The organism is Xanthomonas fragariae (assembly GCF_900183975.1).
In the GTDB taxonomy this organism is placed as follows: domain Bacteria; phylum Pseudomonadota; class Gammaproteobacteria; order Xanthomonadales; family Xanthomonadaceae; genus Xanthomonas; species Xanthomonas fragariae.
Genome location: NZ_LT853882.1, coordinates 1,198,310 through 1,223,197, shown reverse-complemented (window position 1 = coordinate 1,223,197; position 24,888 = coordinate 1,198,310). Strand labels below are relative to the sequence as shown.

General features: G+C 62.9%; 19 protein-coding genes, 1 tRNA gene, 2 other RNA genes and 2 pseudogenes. 2 read left to right on the top strand and 22 right to left on the bottom strand.

The annotated features are described in order from the left end of the window. Window positions 1-36: 36 nt before the first annotated feature. From acnD to prpB, 3 genes are all read right to left on the bottom strand, one after another. The gene (gene acnD, locus PD885_RS05625; RefSeq protein ID WP_002814297.1) at window positions 37-2,685 is read right to left on the bottom strand and encodes a Fe/S-dependent 2-methylisocitrate dehydratase AcnD; all 2,649 of its coding nucleotides are present in this window, start codon (window positions 2,683-2,685) and stop codon (window positions 37-39) included. Window positions 2,686-2,806: 121 nt separating this feature from the next. After that, the gene (gene prpC / locus PD885_RS05620; protein ID WP_002814299.1) at window positions 2,807-3,961 is read right to left on the bottom strand and encodes a bifunctional 2-methylcitrate synthase/citrate synthase; all 1,155 of its coding nucleotides are present in this window, start codon (window positions 3,959-3,961) and stop codon (window positions 2,807-2,809) included. A gap of 75 nt (window positions 3,962-4,036) precedes the next feature. Next, the gene (gene prpB, locus PD885_RS05615; RefSeq protein WP_002814301.1) at window positions 4,037-4,933 is read right to left on the bottom strand and encodes a methylisocitrate lyase; all 897 of its coding nucleotides are present in this window, start codon (window positions 4,931-4,933) and stop codon (window positions 4,037-4,039) included. A gap of 145 nt (window positions 4,934-5,078) precedes the next feature. Between prpB and prpR the strand changes: the two genes are divergently transcribed. After that, the gene (prpR, locus tag PD885_RS05610) at window positions 5,079-6,680 is read left to right on the top strand and encodes a propionate catabolism operon regulatory protein PrpR (protein WP_002814303.1); all 1,602 of its coding nucleotides are present in this window, start codon (window positions 5,079-5,081) and stop codon (window positions 6,678-6,680) included. A 3-nt stretch (window positions 6,681-6,683) separates the two neighbouring features. On the opposite strand, the gene PD885_RS05605 is transcribed toward prpR, so the two are convergent. The 16 genes and pseudogenes from PD885_RS05605 to PD885_RS05525 form a co-directional block, all read right to left on the bottom strand. After that, window positions 6,684-6,763, bottom strand: a non-coding RNA gene (locus tag PD885_RS05605) — sX9 sRNA. Window positions 6,764-6,821: 58 nt separating this feature from the next. Next, window positions 6,822-7,013, bottom strand: a pseudogene (locus tag PD885_RS05600) (hypothetical protein); the annotation flags it as partial. Window positions 7,014-7,319: 306 nt separating this feature from the next. After that, complete coding sequence (locus PD885_RS05595; RefSeq protein WP_065975354.1) at window positions 7,320-8,288, bottom strand: IS5 family transposase; 969 nt, start codon at window positions 8,286-8,288, stop codon at window positions 7,320-7,322. Between the two features lie 560 nt (window positions 8,289-8,848). After that, window positions 8,849-8,924: non-coding RNA, sX9 sRNA (locus PD885_RS05585), on the bottom strand. Window positions 8,925-9,268: 344 nt separating this feature from the next. Then, a tRNA-Val gene (locus tag PD885_RS05580) sits at window positions 9,269-9,343 on the bottom strand. 238 nt (window positions 9,344-9,581) lie between these two features. Next, entirely contained in the window at window positions 9,582-9,935 is a 354-nt protein-coding gene (locus tag PD885_RS05575) for a PilZ domain-containing protein (protein ID WP_002814313.1), read from the bottom strand. Then, window positions 9,932-10,891, bottom strand: coding sequence for a DNA polymerase III subunit delta' (locus tag PD885_RS05570; protein ID WP_088056690.1), 960 nt, complete (start codon window positions 10,889-10,891; stop codon window positions 9,932-9,934). The genes PD885_RS05575 and PD885_RS05570 overlap by 4 nt, the downstream gene beginning before the upstream one ends. Next, the gene (gene mltG, locus PD885_RS05565; protein ID WP_002814316.1) at window positions 10,888-11,952 is read right to left on the bottom strand and encodes an endolytic transglycosylase MltG; all 1,065 of its coding nucleotides are present in this window, start codon (window positions 11,950-11,952) and stop codon (window positions 10,888-10,890) included. The genes PD885_RS05570 and mltG overlap by 4 nt, the downstream gene beginning before the upstream one ends. 60 nt (window positions 11,953-12,012) lie before the next feature. Next, window positions 12,013-13,368, bottom strand: coding sequence for an aminodeoxychorismate synthase component I (locus PD885_RS05560; protein WP_002814318.1), 1,356 nt, complete (start codon window positions 13,366-13,368; stop codon window positions 12,013-12,015). Window positions 13,369-13,562: 194 nt separating this feature from the next. Then, window positions 13,563-14,798, bottom strand: a complete 1,236-nt coding sequence (fabF, locus tag PD885_RS05555; RefSeq protein ID WP_002814320.1) for a beta-ketoacyl-ACP synthase II — start codon at window positions 14,796-14,798, stop codon at window positions 13,563-13,565. A 140-nt stretch (window positions 14,799-14,938) separates the two neighbouring features. Continuing rightward, window positions 14,939-15,178 (bottom strand): acyl carrier protein, encoded by a 240-nt coding sequence (gene acpP, locus PD885_RS05550; protein ID WP_002814322.1) that lies wholly within the window; start codon window positions 15,176-15,178, stop codon window positions 14,939-14,941. A gap of 154 nt (window positions 15,179-15,332) precedes the next feature. Beyond that, window positions 15,333-16,076, bottom strand: a complete 744-nt coding sequence (gene fabG / locus PD885_RS05545; RefSeq protein WP_002814323.1) for a 3-oxoacyl-ACP reductase FabG — start codon at window positions 16,074-16,076, stop codon at window positions 15,333-15,335. 82 nt (window positions 16,077-16,158) lie between these two features. Beyond that, the gene (fabD, locus tag PD885_RS05540; RefSeq protein ID WP_002814324.1) at window positions 16,159-17,103 is read right to left on the bottom strand and encodes an ACP S-malonyltransferase; all 945 of its coding nucleotides are present in this window, start codon (window positions 17,101-17,103) and stop codon (window positions 16,159-16,161) included. Window positions 17,104-17,478: 375 nt separating this feature from the next. Next, on the bottom strand, window positions 17,479-18,456 hold the full coding sequence (locus PD885_RS05535) for a beta-ketoacyl-ACP synthase III (RefSeq protein WP_088056689.1): 978 nt from the start codon (window positions 18,454-18,456) through the stop codon (window positions 17,479-17,481). 104 nt (window positions 18,457-18,560) lie between these two features. After that, entirely contained in the window at window positions 18,561-18,755 is a 195-nt protein-coding gene (rpmF, locus tag PD885_RS05530) for a 50S ribosomal protein L32 (protein ID WP_002814326.1), read from the bottom strand. 99 nt (window positions 18,756-18,854) lie between these two features. Continuing rightward, window positions 18,855-19,364: a YceD family protein gene (locus PD885_RS05525; RefSeq protein WP_002814328.1), complete on the bottom strand. Its 510-nt coding sequence runs from the start codon at window positions 19,362-19,364 to the stop codon at window positions 18,855-18,857. A gap of 113 nt (window positions 19,365-19,477) precedes the next feature. Here PD885_RS05525 and PD885_RS05520 point away from each other — a divergent pair, with 113 nt between their 5' ends. Further along, complete coding sequence (locus PD885_RS05520; protein ID WP_002814329.1) at window positions 19,478-20,053, top strand: Maf family protein; 576 nt, start codon at window positions 19,478-19,480, stop codon at window positions 20,051-20,053. Between the two features lie 138 nt (window positions 20,054-20,191). On the opposite strand, the pseudogene PD885_RS05515 reads toward PD885_RS05520, so the two are convergent. The 3 genes and pseudogenes from PD885_RS05515 to PD885_RS05505 form a co-directional block, all read right to left on the bottom strand. Next, window positions 20,192-22,025 (bottom strand): annotated as a pseudogene (locus PD885_RS05515) (hypothetical protein). Continuing rightward, window positions 22,025-23,008, bottom strand: coding sequence for a glycosyltransferase family 2 protein (locus PD885_RS05510; RefSeq protein ID WP_088057102.1), 984 nt, complete (start codon window positions 23,006-23,008; stop codon window positions 22,025-22,027). Before PD885_RS05510 ends, PD885_RS05515 begins: the two are co-directional and overlap by 1 nt. 19 nt (window positions 23,009-23,027) lie before the next feature. Then, window positions 23,028-24,869, bottom strand: a complete 1,842-nt coding sequence (locus PD885_RS05505) for an ArnT family glycosyltransferase (protein ID WP_088056688.1) — start codon at window positions 24,867-24,869, stop codon at window positions 23,028-23,030. Window positions 24,870-24,888: the final 19 nt, after the last annotated feature.

Below are 24,888 nucleotides of genomic sequence, written 5' to 3'. Positions count from 1 at the left end.
GCAGACGGCAATAGGCAGCTGAGAATCGACAGAACGCTAGTGCATTTCCGGTCTCGGTGTTGCCGTTGCTCCTGACAACTCCCGATTCCCGACTCCCGACTCCCGGTTCTCCAAAAAATCCTGCGCAAACCGCTGCAGTACGCCGCCGGCTTGGTAAATCGACACTTCTTCGGCAGTATCCAGGCGGCACGTGACCGGCACTTGCAGCTGCTTGCCGTTGCGCCGATGGATCGACAACGTCAGCGTGGCGCCCGGTGTGCGTTCACCCGCGACATCGAAGGTCTCGCTGCCGTCGATGCCCAGCGTCTTGCGATCACTGCCCGGCTTGAACTCCAGCGGCAGCACACCCATGCCGACCAGGTTGGTACGGTGAATCCGCTCGAAGCCTTCGGCGACGATCACTTCCACACCGGCCAGGCGCACGCCCTTGGCGGCCCAATCGCGCGAAGAACCCTGGCCGTAATCGGCGCCTGCAATGATGATCAGCGGCTGCTTGCGCGTCATGTAGGTTTCGATCGCCTCCCACATGCGCAACACCTGACCTTCCGGTTCCAGCCGCGCCAACGAACCGGCCTTGACTTGCCCATCGACCACCGCCATTTCGTTGACCAGCTTGGGGTTGGCGAAGGTGGCGCGCTGCGCGGTGAGGTGATCGCCGCGATGGGTTGCGTAGGAGTTGAAGTCTTCCTCCGGTAGGCCCATCTTCGCCAGATACTCGCCGGCCGCACTGCCCGCCAGAATCGCATTCGACGGCGATAGATGATCGGTCGTGATGTTGTCGCCCAACACCGCCAACGGCCGCATGCCACGCAAACTGCGTGCGCCAGCAAGCGCGCCTTCCCAATACGGCGGGCGGCGGATGTAGGTGCTGGTCGGGCGCCAAGCGTACAAGGGGCTCACGCCGATGCCCTGCGTCACGCTGCGCTTGAACATCGGGTCGTAGACGCTGCGGAAATGCTCCGGCTTGACGCTGCGTGCCACCACTGCATCAATCTGCGCATCGGTAGGCCACAGATCCTTGAGCGTCACCGCCACGCCATCGGCATCGATGCCCAGCACATCTTTTTCGATATCGAAGCGCACCGTGCCGGCGATCGCATACGCAATCACCAATGGCGGCGATGCCAGAAACGCCTGCTTGGCATACGGATGGATCCGCCCATCGAAATTGCGGTTACCCGACAACACCGCCGTTGCATACAGATCGCGATCGATGATCTCTTGCTGGATCACCGGATCCAGCGCACCGCTCATGCCGTTGCAGGTGGTGCATGCGAACGCCACGATGCCGAAGCCAAGCTGTTCCAGCTCGCTCAACAGACCCGCTTCCTCCAGATACAACTGCACAGCCTTGGAACCCGGCGCCAGCGAACTCTTCACCCACGGTTTGCGGGTCAATCCGCGTGCGTTCGCATTACGTGCCAGCAAGCCGGCAGCAATGACGTTGCGTGGATTGGAGGTGTTGGTGCACGAAGTAATCGCCGCGATGATCACCGCGCCATCGGGCATCTGTCCCGGCACCTGGTCCCAGGTACCGGCAATACCGCGGGCGGCCAGCTCGGTAGTGGCCACGCGCTTGTGCGGGTTGGATGGACCGGCCATGTTGCGCACCACGCTAGACAGATCGAACTGCAGCACGCGCTCGTATTGCGCGTAGATAAGAGCATCCGCCCATAAGCCGGTCTGGCGGGCGTAGGTTTCCACCAATGCAATCTGGGTGTCTTCGCGCCCGGTCAGGCGCAGATAGTCCAGCGTCTGCTGATCGATATAGAACATCGCCGCGGTGGCACCGAACTCCGGCGTCATGTTGGAGATGGTCGCGCGGTCGCCGATAGTCAGCGCACTGGCGCCGGCTCCATAAAACTCCAGATAGGCGCCGACCACCCGCTGCTGACGCAGGAACTCGGTCAACGCCAGCACAATGTCGGTGGCCGTGATGCCCGGTGCTGGCCGGCCCAACAATTCCACCCCGATAATGTCGGGCAAGCGCATCCACGACGCCCGGCCCAGCATCACATTCTCCGCTTCCAATCCACCCACACCCACCGCGATCACGCCTAGCGCATCCACATGCGGCGTGTGGCTATCGGTGCCCACGCAGGTATCGGGAAACGCTACGCCATCGAGGGTGTAGATCACCGGCGACATCTTCTCAAGATTGATCTGGTGCATGATCCCGTTGCCCGGCGGAATCACTTGCATGTTCTCGAACGCACGCTTGGTCCATTCAATGAAGTGGAAGCGATCGGCGTTGCGGCGATCTTCCACACTGCGATTCTTGGCAAAAGCCTGCTTGTCGAAGCCGGCATATTCCACCGCCAGCGAGTGATCGACGATTAACTGCACTGGCACTACCGGGTTAACCTGCGCCGGGTCGCCGCCCTGCTCGGCGATCGCATCACGCAAGCCGGCCAAGTCGACCAACGCGGTCTGCCCGAGAATGTCATGGCAGACCACACGGGCCGGAAACCACGGGAAATCCAGGTCGCGCTTACGCTCGATCAGCTGGCGAAGATACGCTTCCAACAGTTGTGGTTCCGCGCGCCGCACCAGGTTTTCGGCATGCACACGTGCGGTGTACGGCAACATTGCATAGGCGCCGGGTTGCAGCGCATCCACGGCAGCGCGTGCATCGAAATAATCCAACGAGGTACCCGGCAGGGGCTTGCGGTACTGGCTGTTCATGGCTGGCGATATCACAAGGCGGGCGAGGTTTTTGGTATTGCTGTGCAGTGCGGTGCTCTTCTTCTACGCGCGGGAGAAGCGGCCCGAAGGGCGGATGAGGGGCAGCACCTCAGCCATCCGCTCAGGGACGCCGATCCAACGGCACGAACACCTGATCTTCCGGGCCGGTGTAGTTGGCCGAGGGGCGGATGATCTTGCCATCCACACGCTGCTCGATGATGTGCGCACTCCAACCGGCAGTGCGCGCCAGCACGAACAACGGCGTAAACATCGCAGTCGGCACGCCCATCATGTGGTAGCTCACCGCACTGAACCAATCCAGGTTCGGGAACATCTTCTTGATGTCCCACATTACCGTCTCCAGACGCTCGGCGATGTCGTACATCTTGCGGCTGCCCTGCTCATCGGAGAGCTCGCGCGCCACCTCCTTGATCACCTTGTTGCGCGGGTCCGACACGGTATAGACCGGATGCCCGAAGCCGATCACCATCTCCTTGCGCTCCACACGTGCTTTGATGTCGGCTTCGGCTTCGTCCGGGGTGTCGTAGCGCTTTTGCACTTCGAATGCCACCTCGTTGGCGCCGCCGTGCTTGGGTCCGCGCAATGCGCCGATGCCACCGGCAATGGCGCTGTACAAGTCGCTGCCAGTGCCGGCAATCACGCGACCGGCAAACGTGGACGCGTTGAACTCATGCTCGGCGTACAGGATCAGGCTGGTGTGCATCGCACGCACCCACGAGTCCTGCGGCGCAAACCCATGCAGCAAGTGCAGGAAATGTCCGCCGATCGAGTCGTCATCGGTTTCCACCTCGATACACTTGCCGTTGTGGCTGTAGTGATACCAATACAGCAACATCGAGCCCAGCGAGGCCATTAGTTTGTCGGCGATATCCCGCGCGCCCGGATGATTGTGGTCGTCCTTTTCCGGCTGCAGGCAACCCAGCACCGACACGCCGGTGCGCATCACATCCATCGGATGCGCCGATGGAGGCAACTGTTCCAGCGCGGTTTTCGCCGCAGCCGGCACGCCACGCAGCGAGCGCAGCTTGGCCTTGTAGCCGCGCAATTCGCCGCTGTTGGGCAACTTGCCATGCACCAGCAGATAGGCGATTTCCTCGAACTCGCTGGTGGTTGCCAGATCCAGAATGTCGTAGCCGCGGTAATGCAGATCGTTGCCGCTACGCCCCACCGTGCACAGCGCGGTGTTGCCGGCGGGGGTGCCGGACAACGCGACGGATTTCTTCGGCTTGAAGCCGGGATTGACGGTGTCGTTCATGCGATGAGCTCCCGAATCGTGTCGTGTTGCGGTGTCGCTGTTAAGGTGGCGAAACCTGTGCGCGGCAGACCGTGATCATGCGCCTTTGCGCGCAAACAACGCATCCAGGCGCTGCTCGTAGCCGTGGTAGCCGATGCGGTCGTACAGCTCTTCGCGCGTCTGCATGCGTTCCAGCACAGCTTGCTGGTGGCCATCGCGCCGAATCGCCGTATAGACCTCTTCAGCCGCCTTGTTGGCGGCACGAAATGCCGACAACGGAAACAGTTGAATCGCTACACCGGCTTGCGCAAGTTGGTCACGCGTGAACAGCGGCGTCTTGCCGAATTCGGTGATGTTGGCCAGCACCGGCACGCGCACCGCATCGACAAAGCGCCTGTAGGTTTCCAGGTCGTACGCTGCCTCGGCGAAGATTCCGTCCGCACCGGCCTCTACACAGGCAATCGCGCGTTCGATCGCCACATCCACGCCTTCCATCTGGATCGCATCGGTGCGTGCAATGAGGAAAAACGCCGCATCGGTCTTGGCATCGGCCGCGGCCTTGACCCGGTCCACCATCTCGGCCTGACTGACGATCTCCTTGCCCGGCCGATGCCCGCAACGCTTGGCGCCGACCTGGTCTTCGATATGGCAGCCGGCCGCGCCCGCCTTGATCAGCGATCTGATAGTGCGCTCGATGTTGAACGCACTCGGCCCGAAGCCGGTATCCACGTCTACCAGCAGCGGCAACGCGCAGACATCGGTGATGCGACGCACGTCGATCAGCACGTCTTCCAGCGTGTTGATGCCCAGGTCCGGCAATCCCAACGAACCGGCCGCCACGCCGCCACCGGACAGATAGATGGCCCGATAGCCGGCGCGCTGGGCCAGCAGCGCATGGTTGGCGTTGATCGCACCGATCACCTGCAGCGGCGATTCGGCAGCCAGCGCCGCGCGCAAGCGCGTGCCGGCGGAGGCGGTGGGCGAAGACATCATGGCGATTCCTGGGATGGGATTAGGGTGGGGGCGCAAACGGCGTGCCAATTGCAAGCGGTTGATTGCATTGGGAGGGGCCGGGCCAGCTGTTGCAAACCTGCAACATCCCGAGCAGCATGAAACATCGTTGCAACACGGCAGTCCAATGCGCAGCCCTCCTCTTGCTGATTCAACAGACACCTCCCCACCGGTAATTTGGACTGTCAGCGTCTCGCGCCTGACCGGCCTGCTGGCCGATGTCATCCCCGAGTTCGACAAGCGCGCGCGTATCGAGCAGATCAATCTCGGCTTTGCCGAAGCGGTCGAGGTCATCGGTCAACGCCTGCGCCGTGAGCGCTGCGACGTTCTGGTCGCCGGCGGCTCCAATGCTGCCTATCTGCGCAGCCGGCTCGCGTTGCCGTTGGCACCGATCCGGGCCACCGGATTCGATCTGATGGAAGCGCTTGCGCGCGCGCGCCGCATCGCGCCGCGTATCGGCGTGGTCACCCACGCCGGCGATGTGCCTTCGTTCCGCGCCTTCCAGACCAGCTTCGATCTGGACATCGCACACCGGCGCTTCGTCACCGCCGAAGATGCGCGCGACTGCATCGCCGACCTGCGCGTCAGCGGCATCCAGGTCATCGTCGGCACCGGCATGTCGATCGACTTCGCCGAGCAGGCCGGCTTGCCCGGCGTGCTGTTGTACTCGGCCGATTCGGTACGTCACGCGCTCGAACATGCCATCACGCTGGGCACCGCGCCGAGCATCGATCGCTCCACCGGCGGCACCACCACACGACGCGTACGCCGCACCGATGCACTGTTTGGCGAAGACGCCGCAATTGCACACGTGCGCGACCTGGTGCAGCTGTACGCCCCACATCCGAGCACCGTGTTGATCAGCGGCGAGACCGGCACCGGCAAGGAGCTGGTTGCGCTCCAACTGCATGCCGGCAGCCGTCGGCGCGGCCGCTTCGTCGCGATCAATTGCGGCGCCATCACCGAATCGCTGCTGGAAGCGGAACTGTTTGGCTACAGCGACGGCGCATTCACCGGCGCACGCCGCGGCGGCCATATCGGCCTGATAGAGGCAGCACAGGACGGCACGCTATTCCTCGACGAAATCGGCGAGTTACCAATGCCGCTGCAAACCCGATTGCTGCGCGTCCTGGAAGAGCGCGAAGTACTGCGCGTGGGCGCCACAGTGCCCATCGCCGTCGACGTCCGCGTGGTCGCCGCCAGCCTGCAACAGTTGCAGGATTTGGTCGAACGAGGCCGCTTCCGCCGCGATCTGTTCTACCGCCTGGCAGCATTACGCATCGCACTGCCGCCGCTGCGCAATCGCCCCGACGAAATTGCAATGTTGCTGACGCATTACTTCCAGCAACTCGGCAACATTGCCTCGCCGTTGTCTGCTGCGGCATTGCAGCGACTGCAACAGCACACCTGGCTAGGCAACGTGCGCGAGCTCCGCAACCTGGTCGAACGTCTATGCATTCACTGGAAGGCACATCCAAGCGACAGCCTGAGCCTGGAGCAACTCGAACGCTGGGCGCCGGAATTATTCGACGTACATATCGGCGATAGCGCAGCGCCGTTCGGCCACGACGATATGGCAACCTCACGCCTGCACCTAACCGCAGCAACAGTCCGCGCAGCGCTCGATCGCACCAATGGCAATCGTGCGCTCGCCGCAAAAGCGCTAGGCGTTTCGCGCACCACCTTGTGGCGCTGGATGCAGGCGCAGGCCGTGGCATCACGTACTTAGAGCGGCTAACAAAACGTAGCGAGCAGTCGTCAGGTGGGTGCGGACGGCGCGGAGGAACCGCAGTGTACGAGTGAGTGGTACATGAGGATTCCGAGCACCGGCCGCCCCCGCCTGGCGGTGAGCGCAGTAGATTTGTTAGCCGCCTTTATTCAAAATCGCCAGATGGTTCCGGGTCTCGACGCCACTGCCGAACAACTCAGGCGTGGTATCGCGAATGATGAAGCTCTCGCCGTTGTGCTCGATGCTCAGCACGTGCTTTTCCGACTTCATATCGCCCCAGTTGTCCACTTACTGCTCGCCCACATCGCGGGCGCAACCAGCCAACAGCAACATCGCAACCAAGGCACTTCCGAGCAGCGTCTTTAACGCCACTCTTACTTAAACGCGGGGCCTTGCAGAATGGCAATTCTTTGCTGAGCCCGCAAGAAGCAGGCACAACACAAAGGCGATGGCGCACTCAGCGCCGGGGGCGCGGACTATCAATCCTGTGCACACCAACCGATTGAAGCGTTAGGGAAGGTCTGAACAACTCACCAGACCTCTAAAATTCGAGCCTGCTGCGTGCCAATAGCGCACAGAGTTGATGCGTACGATACGATTTCTACGGTTTCTTGCGGCGTTGGCTGGCGCCAGACAGCATTATCCCCTGGCCGGCAGCAACTGCCGGCGCACCATCCACAGATTGGATAGTGCGAACAGGGTCAGCACATGCGCGGTGTTCTTGGCCAAGCCGCGATAGCGGACCTTGGTGTAGCCAAACTGGCGTTTGATCACGCGGAATGGATGCTCCACCTTCGCACGCACACTTGCTTTGAAGTATTCCCAACGTTCTTCCTGACGGCGCTCGCGTTTGTTGCCAATGGCTTGAATCGTCGAACGCTTGGCGGCAATGAAAAAAGCAGCCTTGCAGGTCTGCAGTTCTTCGCGTTTGTCCGCACCGGTGTAGCCGCTGTCGTCGAACACACTGTCTTCTTTGCCGTGCAGCAATGCGTGGGTCACCGTGACATCGGCCACATTGGCAGCCGTACAACGGACGTGGCGCACCAGCCCGGAAAACTCATCCACGCCGATGGGTGCCTTCATCCCGAAATACCACTGATTGCCTTTCTTGGTCTGATGCATTTCAGGGTCGCGCGCGCGGTCGGTGTTCTTGGTCGAACTGGGCGCAGCGATCAGGGTTGCATCGACGATCGTGCCGGACCGCAGGCTCTGACCCTTGCGCACCAGATCCGCGTTGACGGCCTCCAGCATCCGCGCTGCAAGGCCATGGGTTTCCAGCAAGCGGCGAAAGTTGAGAATCGTGGTCTCGTCGGGAACATTGTCCAAACCACCGAGCCGGGCAAAACGGCGCAAGGTCGGGATCTGGTGCAACGCTTCTTCCATCGCCGGATCGCTCAACGCATACCACTGCTGCAGCAAATGAATCCGCAACATCGTCGCCAGTGCGTACGGCTGTCGACCAGGCCGCCCCGACACCGGATAGTGCGGCGCGATCAGTCCGAGCAAGTGCCTCCACGGAACCACCTGCTCCATCTCGGCCAGGAAGATCTCGCGGCGAGTCTGCTTGCGCTTGCCCAAACCTTCAGCGTCACCGAACGTCAGTTGCATGGATGACTCCTCAACGTAGGTGTGTAGTGTCGCGCATTTGAAGTGCGTTGTTCAGAGGTTCCTTAGGTGACAAGTGACACGTTGAGTTAAAGCGGCGCTTTGCAACATCTCGCACTGCGCCGTCTATAGGCTGAATTTTACCGTGGTGTGAATCTGTATTCTTCAACCATCGCTGCAGTCACATCTTTCGCGTAACACAACGGCGCATAGCCACCACCACTACTATAAGCGCTTCGGCGACCGCAACTATTGCCGTTGCTTGCTGAGTTGTACGGACAGGGGCAGTTGCCTGGATACGATTCGATTGATCGCCGAATAAGCTCAGCTTTAATCTGTGCATCAGAAGACGTGCGTGCATACTCCTTCGCGAGGGCAGGGGCTGAAGCCGTCAGGACCAGCGCAAGCAACAAAATGCGTGACTTCATTATCGCCATTCCCACGATCGCACCTAGCATGCGTCCGGGCTTGTGCAAGGGTTGTGCCTAGCATTTGATGCACTGCTGCCCTTAAACAACTTCAAGCATGGCCGGAATGGATATGCGCATGCATTGCCTAAGAGTGGCTAACGAAACATAGCGAGCAGTCGCCAGGTGAGTGCGGACGGCGCGGAGGAACCGCGGTGTACGAATGGTACATGCCGATTCCGAGCACTGGCCGCGCCCGCCTGGCGGTTAGCGCAATAGTTTTGTTAGCCGCTCTAATGCACTACTGACGCGTGCAAAGGCATGACTCGAGTTGATCGCCACCATGCGTCATGTCTGGCACGAACCATTGAACCCACAGAAGACGGTTCGACTCAGCCGTGAGCATGCTTGGCCCTGTCGGGCGCTATGCGATGCGATTGAATGATCGAGCGTGAGAGCGACTCTTTGCGTAGATCTGCCAATGGGCCAAGCTCCTTCGAGAATGCCCACAAAAAAGCCGGCTCATGACCGGCTTTTTTCTCGCGCGTTGAAATCCTTGCTGCTATTGGGTTTCGATGGTGGGCGGTACAAGGTTCGAACTTGTGACCCTTGCCGTGTGAAGGCAATGCTCTACCGCTGAGCTAACCGCCCGGTGACGCGAGCCGAGCATTATAGGGCAGCAGTGGCGATCGTCAACAGGCGTCAACAGGTTCATCCAGGGTGGTGGCGATGCGGTCGAAAAGAACCCGCCGCGGTGACTGGACGCGGCGCTCCGACCGCCTGGCAGCGCGTAGTAGTGATCGGTCCCGCGTCGCTCAAACGCCCAATACGCACCTTGGAATAGCACTTCGGACACGACCGCAATCCCGCGCCCCTACAGCACACCGCCCTACATCGTATGCGTCGGCTTATCCAAGGTGGTCAAGCCCGCTAATAGGATCTCGATCTTGTTGCGCACCGCCTCGCCTTCCGGGCCGTCCGGGAACTGCACGCCGATGCCGGCGGCGCGGTTTCCCTGCGCGCCGGCCGGTGTGGTCCAGATGACCTTGCCGGCGACCGGCAGGCGCTCGCTGGAGTCCGGCAGGGTCAGCAGCAGGAAGACTTCGTCGCCGAGCATGTAGCGCTTGGGCGTGGGCACGAAGATGCCGCCGCCTTTCACGAACGGCATGTAGGCGCTGTAGAGCGCCGGCTTGTCCTTCAACGCCAGCGACAAAATGCCTTGGCGTGCATTCATTGCACTCATCGGGTTCCCCTAGAACGTGGCGGACGCTCTCCCTCGCGCCAGGCCAGCAACAATTCCGTCACTGCCAGATCGGCGCGGACGGTGGTGCGCAGCAGATCGCGCGTGCGATTGGCGGCGTCGAACCAGATCGCCAGCTTGTGCAACCGCGATGGATCGGTCAAGCCGGCCGATGCCTGCGCCAGCGCCAGATCGGCGGCATGGCGCAGGCGTTGATCGGCCTGGCCATCGTTGGTCCAGCGCTGCGCAACGTCCACCGCCCCGGCGCGGCCGCTGGTGACCTGTTCCAGGTCCTGCGCCACCGCCCGACGCACCGCCAGGCCATCCTCGCGCAGCCACTGCGCAGCAAGACCGGGATGACCGCGCGCGGCGTCCAGCGCCTCTCGTGCAACCCGCTCGCTGACGCCTTGCGACAGCAACCAGGCCAGCGCCTCGTGCGCGGGCGGCAACTTGAATTCCAACCGCTGGCAGCGGCTGCGGACGGTCGCCGGCAGACGCGCCGGCTGCGCGCTGATCAGCCACAGGTAACGACCCGGCGAAGGCTCTTCCAGCGTCTTGAGCAAGGCATTGCAGGCGGAGCGATTGATCGCGTCGGCCGGGTCGACGATCACCACCTGGGCGATGCCGTATTGCGGGGTCAACGAGAGCTTTTGCGAAATCTCGCGCACCTGCTCGATCACGATCTCGGTGCGCAGCTTGTCGCCGGTGCGATTGGGGATGAACGAGATCAGCTGCAGGTCCGGGTGGGTACCGGCCGCGATCAGCTGGCGCGTGCGCTGGGCGAGCGCCGGGTCTGGCGAGCTGGCCAGCACGTGCTCGGCCAGCGCCAATGCCACCGCGCGTTTGCCCAGGCCTTCCGGTCCGCAAATCAACAGGCCGTGCCCGAGTCGGCCCGCGTCCAGGGCGGCCACGGTCTGGTCGTAAGCGCGCTGCTGCCAGGGCGAAAACGCGGAGGTCATGGTGTGGGTTCCGGTTGCGGGAGACGGCGACGCTGCAGATAACGCGCAACGGCAGCATTGTGTTCGGCCAGGGTGGCCGAGAACACGTGCGCGCCGGTTCCATCACCGACCGCAACGAAGTACAGCGCCTCACCGGGCGCCGGGCGCACCGCCGCCAACAATGCCTCCCGGCCCGGCATGGCAATCGGGGTCGGGGTCAGGCCGGTGCGGGTGTAGGTGTTGTACGGCGTGTCGTTGGTCAGGTCGCGGCGACGGATATTGCCGTCATAACCGCTACCGATGCCGTAAATCACGGTCGGGTCGGTCTGCAACTTCATGCCCAGCTGCAGACGGCGCAGGAACACCCCGGCGATCAGCGGGCGCTCCGAGCCCAGGGCGGTTTCTTTTTCGATGATCGAGGCCAGGATGAGCGCCTGCTCCGGCGAGTTGAGCGGCAGGTTGGGGGCGCGCTGCTTCCAAGCCTGCGCCAGCGCCTTGTCCATGGCGATGTGCGCACGCTTGAGCACATCCAGATCGCTGTCGCCGCGCTGATAGAGATAGGTTTCCGGCAGGAAGCGACCTTCAGGATGTTGGTTGGCAAACCCCAGCCGCGCCATCAGCGCCGCATCGTCCAGCGCACCGATGGATTGCTGCAGCGGCGTGGACGTGGCGAGTGCAGCGCGCAACTGGCGGAAATTCCAGCCTTCCACGATCGTGAAGCGGTACTGGATCACTCGACCCTGGCGCATGCGATCGAGCAGCTCGCGCGGCGACAAGGCCGGCACCAGCGCGTATTCGCCCACCTTGAGCTTGCCGGCCGCGTCGACCTGACGGGCGAGCAGTTGCCATTCCAGATCCGCGCCCTGCGCCACGCCAGCCTCGCGCAACTTGCGCAGCGTGGCCTTGAGCGAATCGCCGGGCGCAATCGCCACGCTGGGTGCGCTGGCGCTCACCGGGGTATCGACGAAGTGCAGGTAATGCCGCCACGCCACCACGGCCGCAATCGCCAGCAGCCCTACTAGCAACAGTGCCGTGCCCAGCACGGCCAGACATCCGCGTTTGCCAGTCTTAGCCACACTCACCTCGTCATTGCCCCAGCGCCGCGCAGGATAACGCGCGCCGGTGCCGTCCCGTTGACTCACTCATGTCCGGTCGAATGCGCGCAGCATCCCACGCGCCTTGGCGCGGGTTTCGTCCAGCTCGCGCTGCGGGTGCGAATCCACCACGATCCCGGCGCCAGTGCGGAAATGCACGCGGTCCCCGGCCACCTCGGCGGTGCGAATCAGAATATTGAGGTCCATGTCGCCATCGCGATTGAGCCAGCCGAACGCGCCGGTGTAGGCGCCACGCGCAGTCTGTTCGAGCTCGGCGATTATCTGCATGCAGCGCACCTTCGGACAGCCGGTAATCGTGCCACCTGGAAACACCGCCGCAATTACCCCGCCCGGCGTAACGGCCGCGCGCAGACGGCCGCGCACATTGCTGACGATGTGGTGCACGTGCGCGTAGCTTTCCACGCACATCAGCTCGTCCACCTCCACCGTGCCCGGCGCACAGATGCGTCCCAGGTCGTTGCGTTCCAGGTCGATCAGCATGACGTGCTCGGCACGCTCTTTCGGATGGCCGACAAGCTCGCGGGTGCGTGCGGCATCATCATCGTCGGCAAAGCGCGCGCGGGTGCCAGCGATCGGGCGTGTCTGCACCACATCGCCCTGCACCGACACCAGGCGCTCGGGCGAGGAACTCACTACTGCGCGCCCTGCCGCGACGAACAGGCCAGCAAACGGCGCCGGATTGGCCGCGCGCAGCCGCGCATGCAACGCAGCCGGATCGACCGCATCAGCGAACGCCGCATGCCAGGCACGCGAGATATTGGCCTGGAATACATCGCCGGCGCGCAGATAATCGAGCACGCACTGCACTGCATCAGTGAAGCGTTCGGGCGCGTCTTCTTCGACGACCACAGGCCCAACCCAGGTCGGCAACGGCGGCAGCGCGGCGCAGGCGGCGATGTCCTGGACGATGCGAGCCAGCAGATCTTCGCGGCCGGGCTCGGCCAGCGCGATGCAGCGCCCTTCCACGCGATCACGCAGCACCGCTGCGGGCGCGCGCAGGGCGAGCGCGGTCGGCAGGCGATCAGTGCGCGTTGGTAGATGCAGGATCGGCTCGACCTGCGCAGCCAGCTCATAATCGAGCAATACCGCCCAGCCGCCGCGAAACGGCCATGGGCTCGTCGCATCGTGCGCAACACGCTCGGCCTGCCAGGCGGCATCCAGCGCAGCCAGAAAGCTGCCTTCCAGCACGCGCCCCTCGCCCTCACGGGTGCGGCCATCCGGATCGAGCCGCAGACTTGCGCCCTCTGCGAGCAGCAAGAAGTCCCAGCGCCCGTGTTGTGTGCCGGCGGCAGTGGATTCGAGCAGCACCGGATACCGCTGCGGGACCAGCCGATGCAGGGCCAGCAAATCGATGTCCGCGTGCAGTGGTCTGGTGAGCGTCATCGGTCCGGCATGGCGTTAGGTGCTCAATCGCGCCGCTCTACGGTAGACGCAGCGCGCGTGTGATGCTGTGTGGATCAAGTGTGGATCAAGTGTGGAGCGGACCGTAACGTAGCATCCGCCCGCACGAACGCGTCACGCGCGGCGGCCGGAAAATGTCGCGCACCGTTCCTCAACGAAGAAGACGGCGCGCCGACTCAGACGCGCTTGAATACCAACGTGCCGTTGGTGCCGCCAAAGCCGAAGCCGTTGGACATCACCGCATCGACCTGCACTTCGCGCGCAACGTTCGGCACGTAATCCAAATCGCAGCCTTCGCTGGGTTCTTCCAGGTTGATGGTCGGCGGGATGATGCCGGTGTGCAGCGCCATCACCGAGAAGATCGCTTCCACGCCACCGGCTGCGCCGAGCAGGTGACCGGTCATCGACTTGGTCGAACTGACCATGGCCTTGTAGGCGTGGTCGCCCAGCGCGCGCTTCATCGCCATCGTTTCAGCCAGATCGCCCAGCGGCGTAGAGGTGCCGTGCGCGTTGAGGTAACCGATCTGCTCGGGGTTGAGCTTGGCATCGCGCATGGCCGCGGCCATGCTGCGCGCCGCACCTTCGCCGTCTTCGCTGGGAGCGGTCATGTGGAACGCATCGGAGCTGGCGCCGAAGCCGACCAGTTCTGCATATATGCGCGCGCCGCGTGCCTTGGCGTGTTCGTATTCTTCCAGCACCAGAACGCCGGCGCCGTCGCCAAGCACGAAACCGTCGCGCTGTCTGTCCCACGGGCGCGAAGCGCCGGCCGGGTCGTCGTTGCGGGTGGACATCGCCTTCATCGCACAGAAACCGCCGACGGAACTCGGCGAGGACCCGCGCTCGGCGCCGCCGGCCAGCATCACATCGGCATCGCCATGCTGGATCATGCGCATCGCGGTGCCGATCGAATGGTTGGAGGTGGCGCAGGCCGACACGGCCGAGAACGTCGGACCCTTCAGACCCTTGATGAGGCTCACCTGGCCCGGCAGCATATTGATGATGGTGCTGGGCACATAGAACGGCGAAATCTTACGCGCGCCACCCTCATGAAATTTGATGGTCTGCTCTTCGATACCTAGCAGCCCGCCGATGCCGGAACCGAGAATGGCGCCCACCCTTTCGGCATTGCTTTCGTCGATTTCCAGGCCGGAATCGTCCAGCGCCATGAACGATGCGCCGACACCGTAGTGGATAAACGAGTCCATCTTTTTGACGTCCTTGGCGGACACAAAAAGCGTGGGGTCGAAATTCTTGATCTCGCCTGCGATCTTGGTGGTGAACTGCGAGACATCGATCTGCGTGATCGGGCCAATGCCTGAGCGCCCGTGGATGATTCCATCCCAGCTGGTGGCCAGATCATTGCCCAGCGGCGACACCATGCCCATGCCGGTAACGACAACACGACGACTCATTGCAGATCTCCTCACCACAGAACGAACGGTGCTTGCGGTTTGCGATTGACGCTGAAAAACACAGGGCCGCATCAGCGGCCCCATGGGATGTCTGACGCAGCAGCGGCTTGACGCGCGCCGCCGCGGTCAGGAACAACGCATCAGCTCTTGACGTGCGCCTTGACGTAGTCGATCGCCTGCTGGACCGAGGTGATCTTCTCGGCCTCTTCGTCCGGGATCTCGCACTCGAACTCTTCTTCCAGTGCCATCACCAGCTCGACGGTGTCCAGCGAGTCGGCCCCTAAGTCATCGACGAACGATGCGCTGGTGGTGACTTCCTCTTCCTTGACGCCGAGTTGTTCAACGACGATTTTCTTGACGCGTTCTTCGATGGTGCTCATTTGGGATATCGCTCCAGATGGAGTAGTGGTGGTACAAAAAAACGCCATCGTGCTGCGATGGCCGCGTTGGATAGTGTAGTGGAAGCGACCGAGCGTTGCATTGCATCACAACTCTCGGCCGATCAGACACTTAGCGCCTCCCGGCGCTGCACGCTCAGGGCATGTACATGCCACCGTTCACGTGCAGGGTCTCGCCGGTGACGTAGCGAGCGGTCGGGCCGGCCAAAAACGCCACCGCGTTGGCGATGTCCTCCGGCTGGCCCAGATGGCCGAGCGCGATCTGCTGCAACAAGGCGGTCTTGGCCTCTTCCGGCAACGCCCTGGTCATATCGGTATCGATAAAACCGGGCGCCACCACATTCACGGTCACGCCGCGCGAGCCGATCTCTTTGGCCAGCGACTTGGAGAACGCGATGATGCCGGCCTTGGCCGCTGCGTAGTTGGTCTGCCCCGGATTGCCGGTCACACCGACCACCGAGGCGATGTTGATGATGCGGCCCTTGCGCGCCTTCATCATGCCGCGCATCACCGCCTTGGACGTGCGGAACACGCTAGTCAGATTGGTGTCGATGATCGCCTGCCAGTCGTCGTCCTTCATCCGCACCAACAGGTTGTCGCGGGTGATGCCGGCGTTGTTGACCAGGATCGAGATGGCGCCGAATTCCTTGCCGATCGCATCGATCAGGCCATCGACCGCGGCGGCATCGGTGACGTTGAGTTCACGACCGTGACCGCCGTTGGCCGCCAAGCGCTCGCCGATCGCTGCAGCGCCGGAGGCGGAGGTGGCGGTACCGATAACGGTGGCGCCCTGGGCAGCCAAGGTATCGGCAATGGCAGCGCCAATCCCGCGACTGGCACCTGTGACGAGGGCGACGTCGCCCTGCAGTGGCTTGCTCATGAATGCTGTTCCTCAAGTGGGGACGTCGCGACCGCAGCCAGGGACGTGGAGTGAGGCCGGCATGACCGGCATGTGCGTCGGATCAGTGCACCCACGCGTCGAATGCGCCCGCGTAATCGGCAGGGGTAGCCAGCGAACGCGCGTCCAGGCGCTTGTCGATACGCTTGATCAGCCCGCTCAGCACCTTGCCCGGTCCGCATTCGGCGATCCGGGTAATGCCCTGCGCGGCCAGCACCTGCACGCAACCGGTCCACTGCACCGGCAGATATAGCTGCTCGGCCAGCGCCTGGCGAATCGCCTCGCCGCCGTCGTGCACGCGTGCATCCACGTTCTGCACCACCGGAATCTGCGGGGTATGCCAGGTCAGCCCGGCCATCGCTTCAGCGAGCTGGTCGGCCGCCTCGCGCATCAGCGGGGTGTGCGAAGGCACGCTCACCGCCAACTTGACCGCCTTGCGCACGCCACGCTCGGCCAGCAAGGACAGCGCGCGATCCACCGCTGCCACGTCGCCACCGATCACGATCTGACCAGGCGAGTTGAAGTTGGCCGCGACCACCACCTGGCTGCCTGCTGCCTCGGCACAGACGTCCAGCACCAACGCGTCTTCGGCGCCCAGCACCGCGGCCATCGCACCGACACCGGCCGGGGCAGCGGCCTGCATGAACTGGCCGCGCAGCCGCACCAGGTGCGCGCCGTCGTGTAGCGACAAGGCGCCAGTGGCAACCAGCGCGGTGTATTCCCCCAGGCTGTGCCCGGCCAGCAACGCCGGGCGCTGCCCGCGCTGCGCGTTCCACAACCGCCACACCGCGATGCCCGCGGCCAGCAAGGCCGGCTGGGTGTATTCGGTGCGGTTGAGCATCTCTTCCGGGCCGCCCTGGGACAGTGCCCACAGGTCGACGCCAGCGCCTTCAGAGGCCTCGGCAAATGTGTCGCGAATCTGCGGGTGCAGTTGGGACAGTTCGGCCAGCATGCCCAGGGACTGCGAGCCCTGGCCGGGAAACACGAAGGCGAGAGTGGATTCGGTCACGCGTTGCTGCCTACAAAAATCGAGCCGGGATAATACGTGCGAAATCGCCCTGGCGTCTGTACTGCCGCGTATGCAGTGCCTGCTTTGGGATGGTCCGGCGTCGCAGAACGCACAGCTGACCGATCAGTAGCCGGCACGCAACGACGGGGGCAGCGGCGGCCACAAAGCGCTGCGGAAGGTCATGGCGTGCTAACGATCGCAAAGCCAAACAAATGCGGTCGGCCTATACCGGCCAGCAGCAGGATGACGATGGCGAGCACTATTGGATCGCGTCAGCAGTCATGGCAGCGCCCTCATCGCCCTGCCCATGCACATCTGCCCTCTGCGCAGCCGGATTTGAAAGCACCGCCGGCGAGCCCGGCAGCACTTGCGGACTCAATAGCGCAGCAGCGCCGAGCCCCAGGTAAATCCACCACCGAACGCTTCCAGCAGCAGCAACTGGCCACGCTGCACGCGGCCCGAGCGGACGGCTTCGTCCAGCGCCAGCGGCACCGAGGCCGACGAGGTGTTGCCATGGCGATCCACGGTGACGATCACCTGCTCCATCGGCAAGTCCAACCGCTTGGCGGTGGCTTCAATGATGCGCAAATTGGCCTGATGCGGAATCAGCCAATCCAGATCGTGCTTGTCGTAGCCGTTGGCGGCCAGGGTCTGGTCGACCACAGAATCCAGCGCCTTGACTGCGTACTTGAAGACGTCGTTGCCCTTCATCCGCAAAGCACCTCCGCCATTCTTGCCTTCGCCGAAGCCAACCGACACGCCGACCGGATCCCACAGCAGCTCTTTCTTGCTGCCATCGGCATGCAGATGGGTGCTGAGAATGCCGGTTTCTTCGTTGGCCTTGAGCACGACAGCGCCGGCACCGTCGCCGAACAGTACGCAGGTGGTGCGATCAGTCCAGTCGACGATGCGGGTCAGGGTTTCTGCGCCAACCACCAGCACGGTCTTGGAGTCGCCACTGCGCACGAACTTGTCGGCCACGCTGAGCGCATAGACAAAACCCGAGCAGGCCGCATTGACGTCCATCGCACCGCAACCGACATTGCCCAACCGCGCCTGCAACAGGCAGGCGGTAGACGGAAAGATCAGGTCGGGAGTGGTGGTGCCGATGACGATCAGATCGAGCTCGTCAGCGGTAACGCCGGCCGCTTCCATCGCCTTCAGCGAGGCGAAATACGCTAGATCGCTGGTGGTCTGGTCGTCGGCGACGATGTGACGCTCACGGATACCAGTACGCGAGTAGATCCATTCATCACAGGTGTCGACGAGCTTGGACATATCGTCGTTGGTCAACACCTTTTCGGGCAAATAACTACCCGTGCCCGCGATTCTGGAATAGATCCGCTTGCTCATACTGTTCCCTGTTGCCTGTTCCCTGTTGCAAGAGTCGCAGTGGCCTGCGACTCCGAAAGAAGCGACGGTCGCCCAGCCGCGTCGAGCGCGGCGGGCGCTACGAATCAATCTTCTTGGACGGCGGACGACTTGGTCGGGATCACCTTCTTGCCGCGGTAGTACCCGTCAGCGGTGATGTGGTGGCGCAGATGGATCTCGCCGCTGGTCGGGTCGGTCGACAGCTGCTTGGCGGTGAGGGCATCGTGCGAACGACGCTGGCCGCGACGGGACGGGGTGACTCGGGATTTCTGCACAGCCATGGGATTGCTCCAACTTAAGTTCGATAAACTTGTCTGTCGAGTCGAACGATACGCTCTACGCCCGCGTCGACCTGATCCTTCCGCCCTTAACAGCGGCGGTTACTGTTTTTTCAACGCTGCCAGCGCCGCGAACGGACTAGCCTTGTCTTGCTCTTCCTGGGTCGGAACCCATTCGGCATTGATCGCTTCGCTTCCCGGCGCCATCGGCACCACTGGCACCGCCAGCACCAGCTCGTCCTCGACCATGTCTGCGGCCCGCAGCATGCCACCTTCCGGCACCAGCAAGGCCTCGTACTCGGCCGGCAACGCAGCTTCGTCGGCTTCATCACGGATCAAACCAAGACGCTGTCTGATTTGCACCGGATACAGAAAACGTTGCAAGGTGCGCTGGCAGGCCAATGGCAGCTCGACATCGATGCTGAGCTCGACATAGGTAACCTTCAGCAGATCGTCTTGATCGAATTGAAGCGAATATACGCATTCGCCCTCGGTATCGACCAGACTCCCCTGCAGACGGGTCATTGCACACAGAGGGATGCGGCCATCGAAGCGCCTGCGCGCTGCGACCATCCGCCAAGCATCCAGCATTTCGGGTACGTTCGCGGACATAAGCCGCAGAATGTTAAAGACCCGCAGTTGCCATGTCAAATGGCACAATTCAGCGCAATTGCCGCGCAGCGCTCAGGCCCGCAGACTCCCCTGCCTGTCCCGTGCAACACACCATGATGCCACGCCTGATTCTTGCCTCCACCTCTGTCTATCGGCGCGAACTGCTCGGCCGTCTGCAACTGGATTTCAGCACTGCCTGGCCGCAGGTCGATGAGCAGGCAAAGCCGGGTGAAACACCGAGCGCGCTGGCCAGCCGTCTTGCCGCCGAAAAGGCTGCTGCGGTGGCGGCATACTCAGCAGGAGCATGGGTTATCGGCTCGGATCAGGTCGCCGACCTGGATGGCGAGGCACTGGGAAAGCCGGGCACTGTTGAACTGGCACGTGCGCAGCTGAGCGCCATGTCCGGTCGTCTGGTGCGCTTCCATACCGCAGTGAGTCTGGTCGGCCCGGACCGTAGCCTGCACGCACTGGACCTGACCGAGGTGCAGCTGCGCCCGCTGACAGCTGCCGAGATCGAGCGCTATCTGGCCACCGAACCGGCATTGGATTGCGCCGGCAGCTTCAAGTGCGAAGGCCTGGGGATCAGCCTGTTCGATGCAATAGGTTCGGACGATCCCACCGCGCTGGTGGGCCTGCCGTTGATCGCGCTGTCGCGGCTGTTGCGGCAGGCGGGGTTCGAAATTCCCTGAGAGTTGTGGCGACTGACCGTGGTGTCGACCTACCAGGGTCGAAGGTCGCTCAGGGACCTGCACGGGCACGTGGCAAATCCCGGCATCCAGCCGCGCTTCCCTCACAAACGCGCAAAAGGTTTCTAGTCGCACGTAGCCCTACTTGGGCAGAGCCAACTGACAGAACTGGTACGGATATTCGGCCTGACCAACTTTCGAGGACAACGTGCGGCAGCGCGCGGAGTCCAGCGTCAGCCCATAAGCGGCCAGGCGCTGCTGCGCAGCCTTGCGTGCGGAGTGGTTTGCGGCTGCGATATCCAACGCCTTGCCCCTGGGCACGGTGAGCACGCAGCGGCCCGATTGCGATGCATCCAGCTCGGCACGCAGACCGTGCGCGATCAACCAACGCAGACGCGTGCACTGCGGCTGGCTATCCCAGCCGATCTGTTGCGCCCAGCGATTCATTCGATCGATACGCAATTGCTGTTTGTCGCGCGCCGCGCCCAACATGGCGTAGAGCTGCGGCCGCTCAGCGATCAACGCACGCACGCGCTGACGATAGTGATCGGTCTCGGAAATATTGGTGGCCACCCCGATGTAGCGCGCCGGCTGCGGGAGCAGCGGCACTCGCCACGATTGCGGCTCGTCGCCGACTAACAGCACGGTGGCTGCAGCAGGATCGCCCAGCACCGGCTGCTGCACCTGGAAGCTGTTGCGTGCCCATGCCTCGTGCCCCCAGTCCTTCCATCCGACTACAGCGACCAGCGCACACAGACCGATCAACCAGGCAGCCTTGCGATTTGCGTCTGTCGCGAACGCTTGCCGGCATACGATCCACAACACCAGTGGCGCCAACAGCTCAAGCACCACCAGATAACGATGGATGCTGAAAATCGCCTGCCATAACGCATAGGCGACGCCGAAGAACACCAGCAAGACAACGGCAGCACGATCACCCCCAACCGAGCGTACGGGTCGCCGCAATACGGCACGCCCTGCTGCAATCACCACCACGGCATACAGCACCGCCCATCCCGCCTGCACCAGACCGAGATCGCCGATACGTTGCGGTTTGAGCGTGAACAGCAGCGGCCAGACGAGGTGTTCGCCGATGTTGCGCGGCACCCAGCGGACATCACCGATGGACACTGGCTGGGCCAATGAAGATTTGAACACACCGTTGAATTGCGGAAACAGCGGATTGCACAAGTGCTGCCAGACCTGCCAATACCAAGGACCAGCTACCAGCACCAACACCAACCCCGCAACGCCGGAAAGCACACTCACGCCCAATACGCGCGAACGCAGGCGTCCTGCCATCGCACAGAGCTGCCGGTGCCAATGCGAGCGCATACAGCGCATTGGTGAGCTTGAGCGCTACTGCCAGACCGATCAATGCACCGGCGATGGCCCATAGATGTACGACGCGCCCACCGTGACGCGCCCTGGATTGCGCCAACAGCACGATGGACAACGCCGCCAATATCGGAACCGCGCTAGCGGTATCGCCCATGGTGCCGCCGAGCTCGGACAGGAACACCGCACTGCTCATGCCGGCCATCGCAAACAGCGGTGCCCATTGCGCACGCCGCGATTCGTTGGCCAATACGCGCCATGCCACCGCTGCTACCGGAATGAAAACCACGGCGTGTAATGCACCCAGCAATGCCCCGACCAACGGCGCGGGAAGATGCAACATCGACCAGGCATGCACTGCATCAAGCAACGGGCTGAAGTAGCTCTGCATCTGTGCCGGGGCCAAATCCACACCCAGCCGGTTGTTTGCCCACGCATCACCGATATAGAGGTGGTAATTGCGCAGATCCCAATTGGCATCTTGCCCAAACCACAGCGACAACGCCGTACCCAGAAGCAACACGGCAATCACTGCCGAGGCGATGTGGCGTGGCGAATGAAAGCCGAAGTGGCGATTTGCCCATCGCAACAAGCGCTGCCGCCGGTTGGCAAGGGTCGGCGTGGCGATGGATGCCATCAGCGATTGCCTCTGTTTTCTGGCGTCGAGACAAGACTGCCGACGCCCGGCTCAGCGAGATACGCCAGATGCTTGGCCTCCACACGTCCGCGCGTGACCGTGTCCAGAATCAATCCGCACGCCAGCAACAAGAAGCCGAGCAGCATCAACGCCACGCACAGGATCGCGGTGGGAAAACGCGGCACCAGACCAGTCTGAAAATAGGTTTCGAACAACGGAATCGCCAGCACGATCGACAACGTGGCGCTGACCACAAAGCCGATCGAGAAGAACAGCAGTGGCCGCTCGGCCTTGAACAACTTGGCGATGGTGGTGAGGATGCGCCAGCCATCGCGCCAGGTGTTCAACTTGCTCTGTGAACCTTCTGGACGCATGCGGTAAGCGGTCCCGACCTCGGCCACCGGCATGCGCAACTGCAATGCGTGCACGGCCAGTTCGGTCTCGGTTTCGAATCCATGCGCATGCGCGGCGAAGGATTTGACGTAGCGCCGCGAGAACACGCGATAGCCGGATAGCATGTCGTGGAAGCTGCGACCGAACAGCAGTCCCGCGCAAAGCGTCAGCAGTACGTTGCCCAGCCGATGTCCGGGCCGATACGCGGCCTGCTGTTGATCGCGCCGCGCGCCGACCACCATGTCCAGCCGCTCGTCCATCAGCTTGCGCACCAGCGCCGGTGCGGCGGATGCATCGTAGGTGGCATCGCCATCGACCAGCACATAGATATCGGCTTCCACATCGGCAAACCCCCGCCGCACCACATTGCCCTTGCCTTGCAACGCCACGCGACATACTTGCGCGCCGGCCGCCGCGGCGATCGATGCGGTGGCGTCGCTGGAGTTGTTGTCCAGCACGTAGATAACAGAGCCCGGCAAAGCCGCAGCAAAATCACCGACTACCGACGCAACCGTTGCCGCCTCGTTGTGGCAAGGCATCAGTACGGCGATTCGAATCTCGAACCATGGCGCAGGATGGGCAACAGTCATGGCGTCGGTCACTGCGAATCTAAGGAGTGGAAACGGTGACGGGTTGCTCCCACCAATCCTCGACGCTGCCGTCGTGACCGTGCAGGCGCAGTCCCAACCAATGCGTGCCCGGTAGCAACGCGTGCGTGTCGAGCGTGGCGCTGAAGCCGACGTTCGGGTGCTGCGGGTCGGTGGAGATTTTCCAGTACGGGCGCACATCGAGTAGTGCGCCGTAATCGGCATGTGCGACCGGGCGACCGTCGAGCAATAGCTCTACATCCGATAGCCCGACGCCGTCCTTGAATGCCCAGCCGCGCACTTGCACCCGGTCGGACACGCTTACATCCGGCTGCGGCACGTCGATCCATGCCATCGCCGGGGCGATGCACGGGCCAGGCTGGCGTTGCGCAGGCAGCGCGAACAACAGAAAACGTTGATACCCGTGATCGGTGGAAACCACGCTGGGCGGCGGCAGCGGCCCGACCATGGCGCAGATGGCGTGGTAACGCTTCAACAGATCGCGATAGCGCTGATCGCTGGGCGAGAGCACCAACAGCCGCGGACCGGCGCGCGTGCCATCGCTGAGCAAGCCCCACTGCAGCAGCTGTGCGCTGCGCCCGTGCTTGTCGTTCAAGTCGGCGCGCAGCACTTCCACGTTGGCATCGTGCAACTGAAAACCGAGCTCGGCGCCGACCTTGAAGTTTTCCGCCAGCAAGCGCGTGCCCGGCGACATCTGCACCAGCTTGGTCTTGACCGCGCGTGCCAGATCGTTCCACCCAGCGAAATTGCGTGGATAGTATTTTTCACCGGCCGCATTAACGCGGATGGACGGCACCGATACCGCCAGGTAATAACCATACGCACCGATCGTGCCCAGCAGTGCGATCAACCAGGCTGCCAGACGCAGCGTGTGCGGCCAACGCATCAGGATCACCGGCACCGCGACCAACAAGGCCAGGTAGCCCGGCAGCGGCCAGTGAAAGCTGATCCGCTCGGCATCACTGAAGAAACCGAGCACGAAGATCGCCACGGTCGACATGCCGCCCAGCAAGCCGAAGTAACGCCACTGTGCACGCGAACCGTCGCCACCGCGCATGCCGGCCAGACCGATCTTGATCATCGCCCAGGCCAGCAGCGGAGTTACCAGCACCGTCTGGATCAGCAGGAACCACAGCCCGGTGATCTGGAAGCGCCACGGATGCCGGTCGACTAGTTGGAAGCGCAATCCAGCCTCGTCATGGTCGGTGTTCCAGAACAGCAGCGGCAGCCAGCTCACCGCGCCCACCGTCAGTGCCATCCAGATGCGCGGGTCGCGCATGACCGAGCGCCCCTGCGGAATGCACAGCAGCGCAATGCAGCCCACGCCGATCACGCCGACGAAGCGGTAGTGGCTGAGCGCGCCAATCACCAGCCCGATGGCGAGCTCGAGCGCGCTGATGGCGTCAACCTTGCGCAACAGGCGCGCGCCGGCATCCATGCACAGCACCGCCGCCAGTGCCATCGGTACATCCGGTACCGCCAGAATGCCCAGCGTGGCCGACAGCGGCATCAGCAGCGTCAGACTGCCGGCCTGCCAGCCCAGGGTGGAGCCGAAGCAGCGCGTGGCCATATGCGCGATCAACCAGGGAATCAGCGCGGAAATCGCCAAAAACGGCAGGCGCAATGCCAGCAAATGATGCCCGCCGAGTTCCACCCCAAGCCGCGCCAGCCAAGCGGTCATGCCCGGCAAATCCGAATAGGCCGCAGCCAGATGCTGGCCTTCCTGCCAATAAAACGCCTCGTCGACGAACAGTGGCAGCCGCGCGGCGATCAATAGCTTGACGGCCGTGGCCAGTGTCCACAGGATCACGAAGGTGCGATATGCGCGTTGGTCCCCTTGCATTGCCCTATGCACTCTTCTT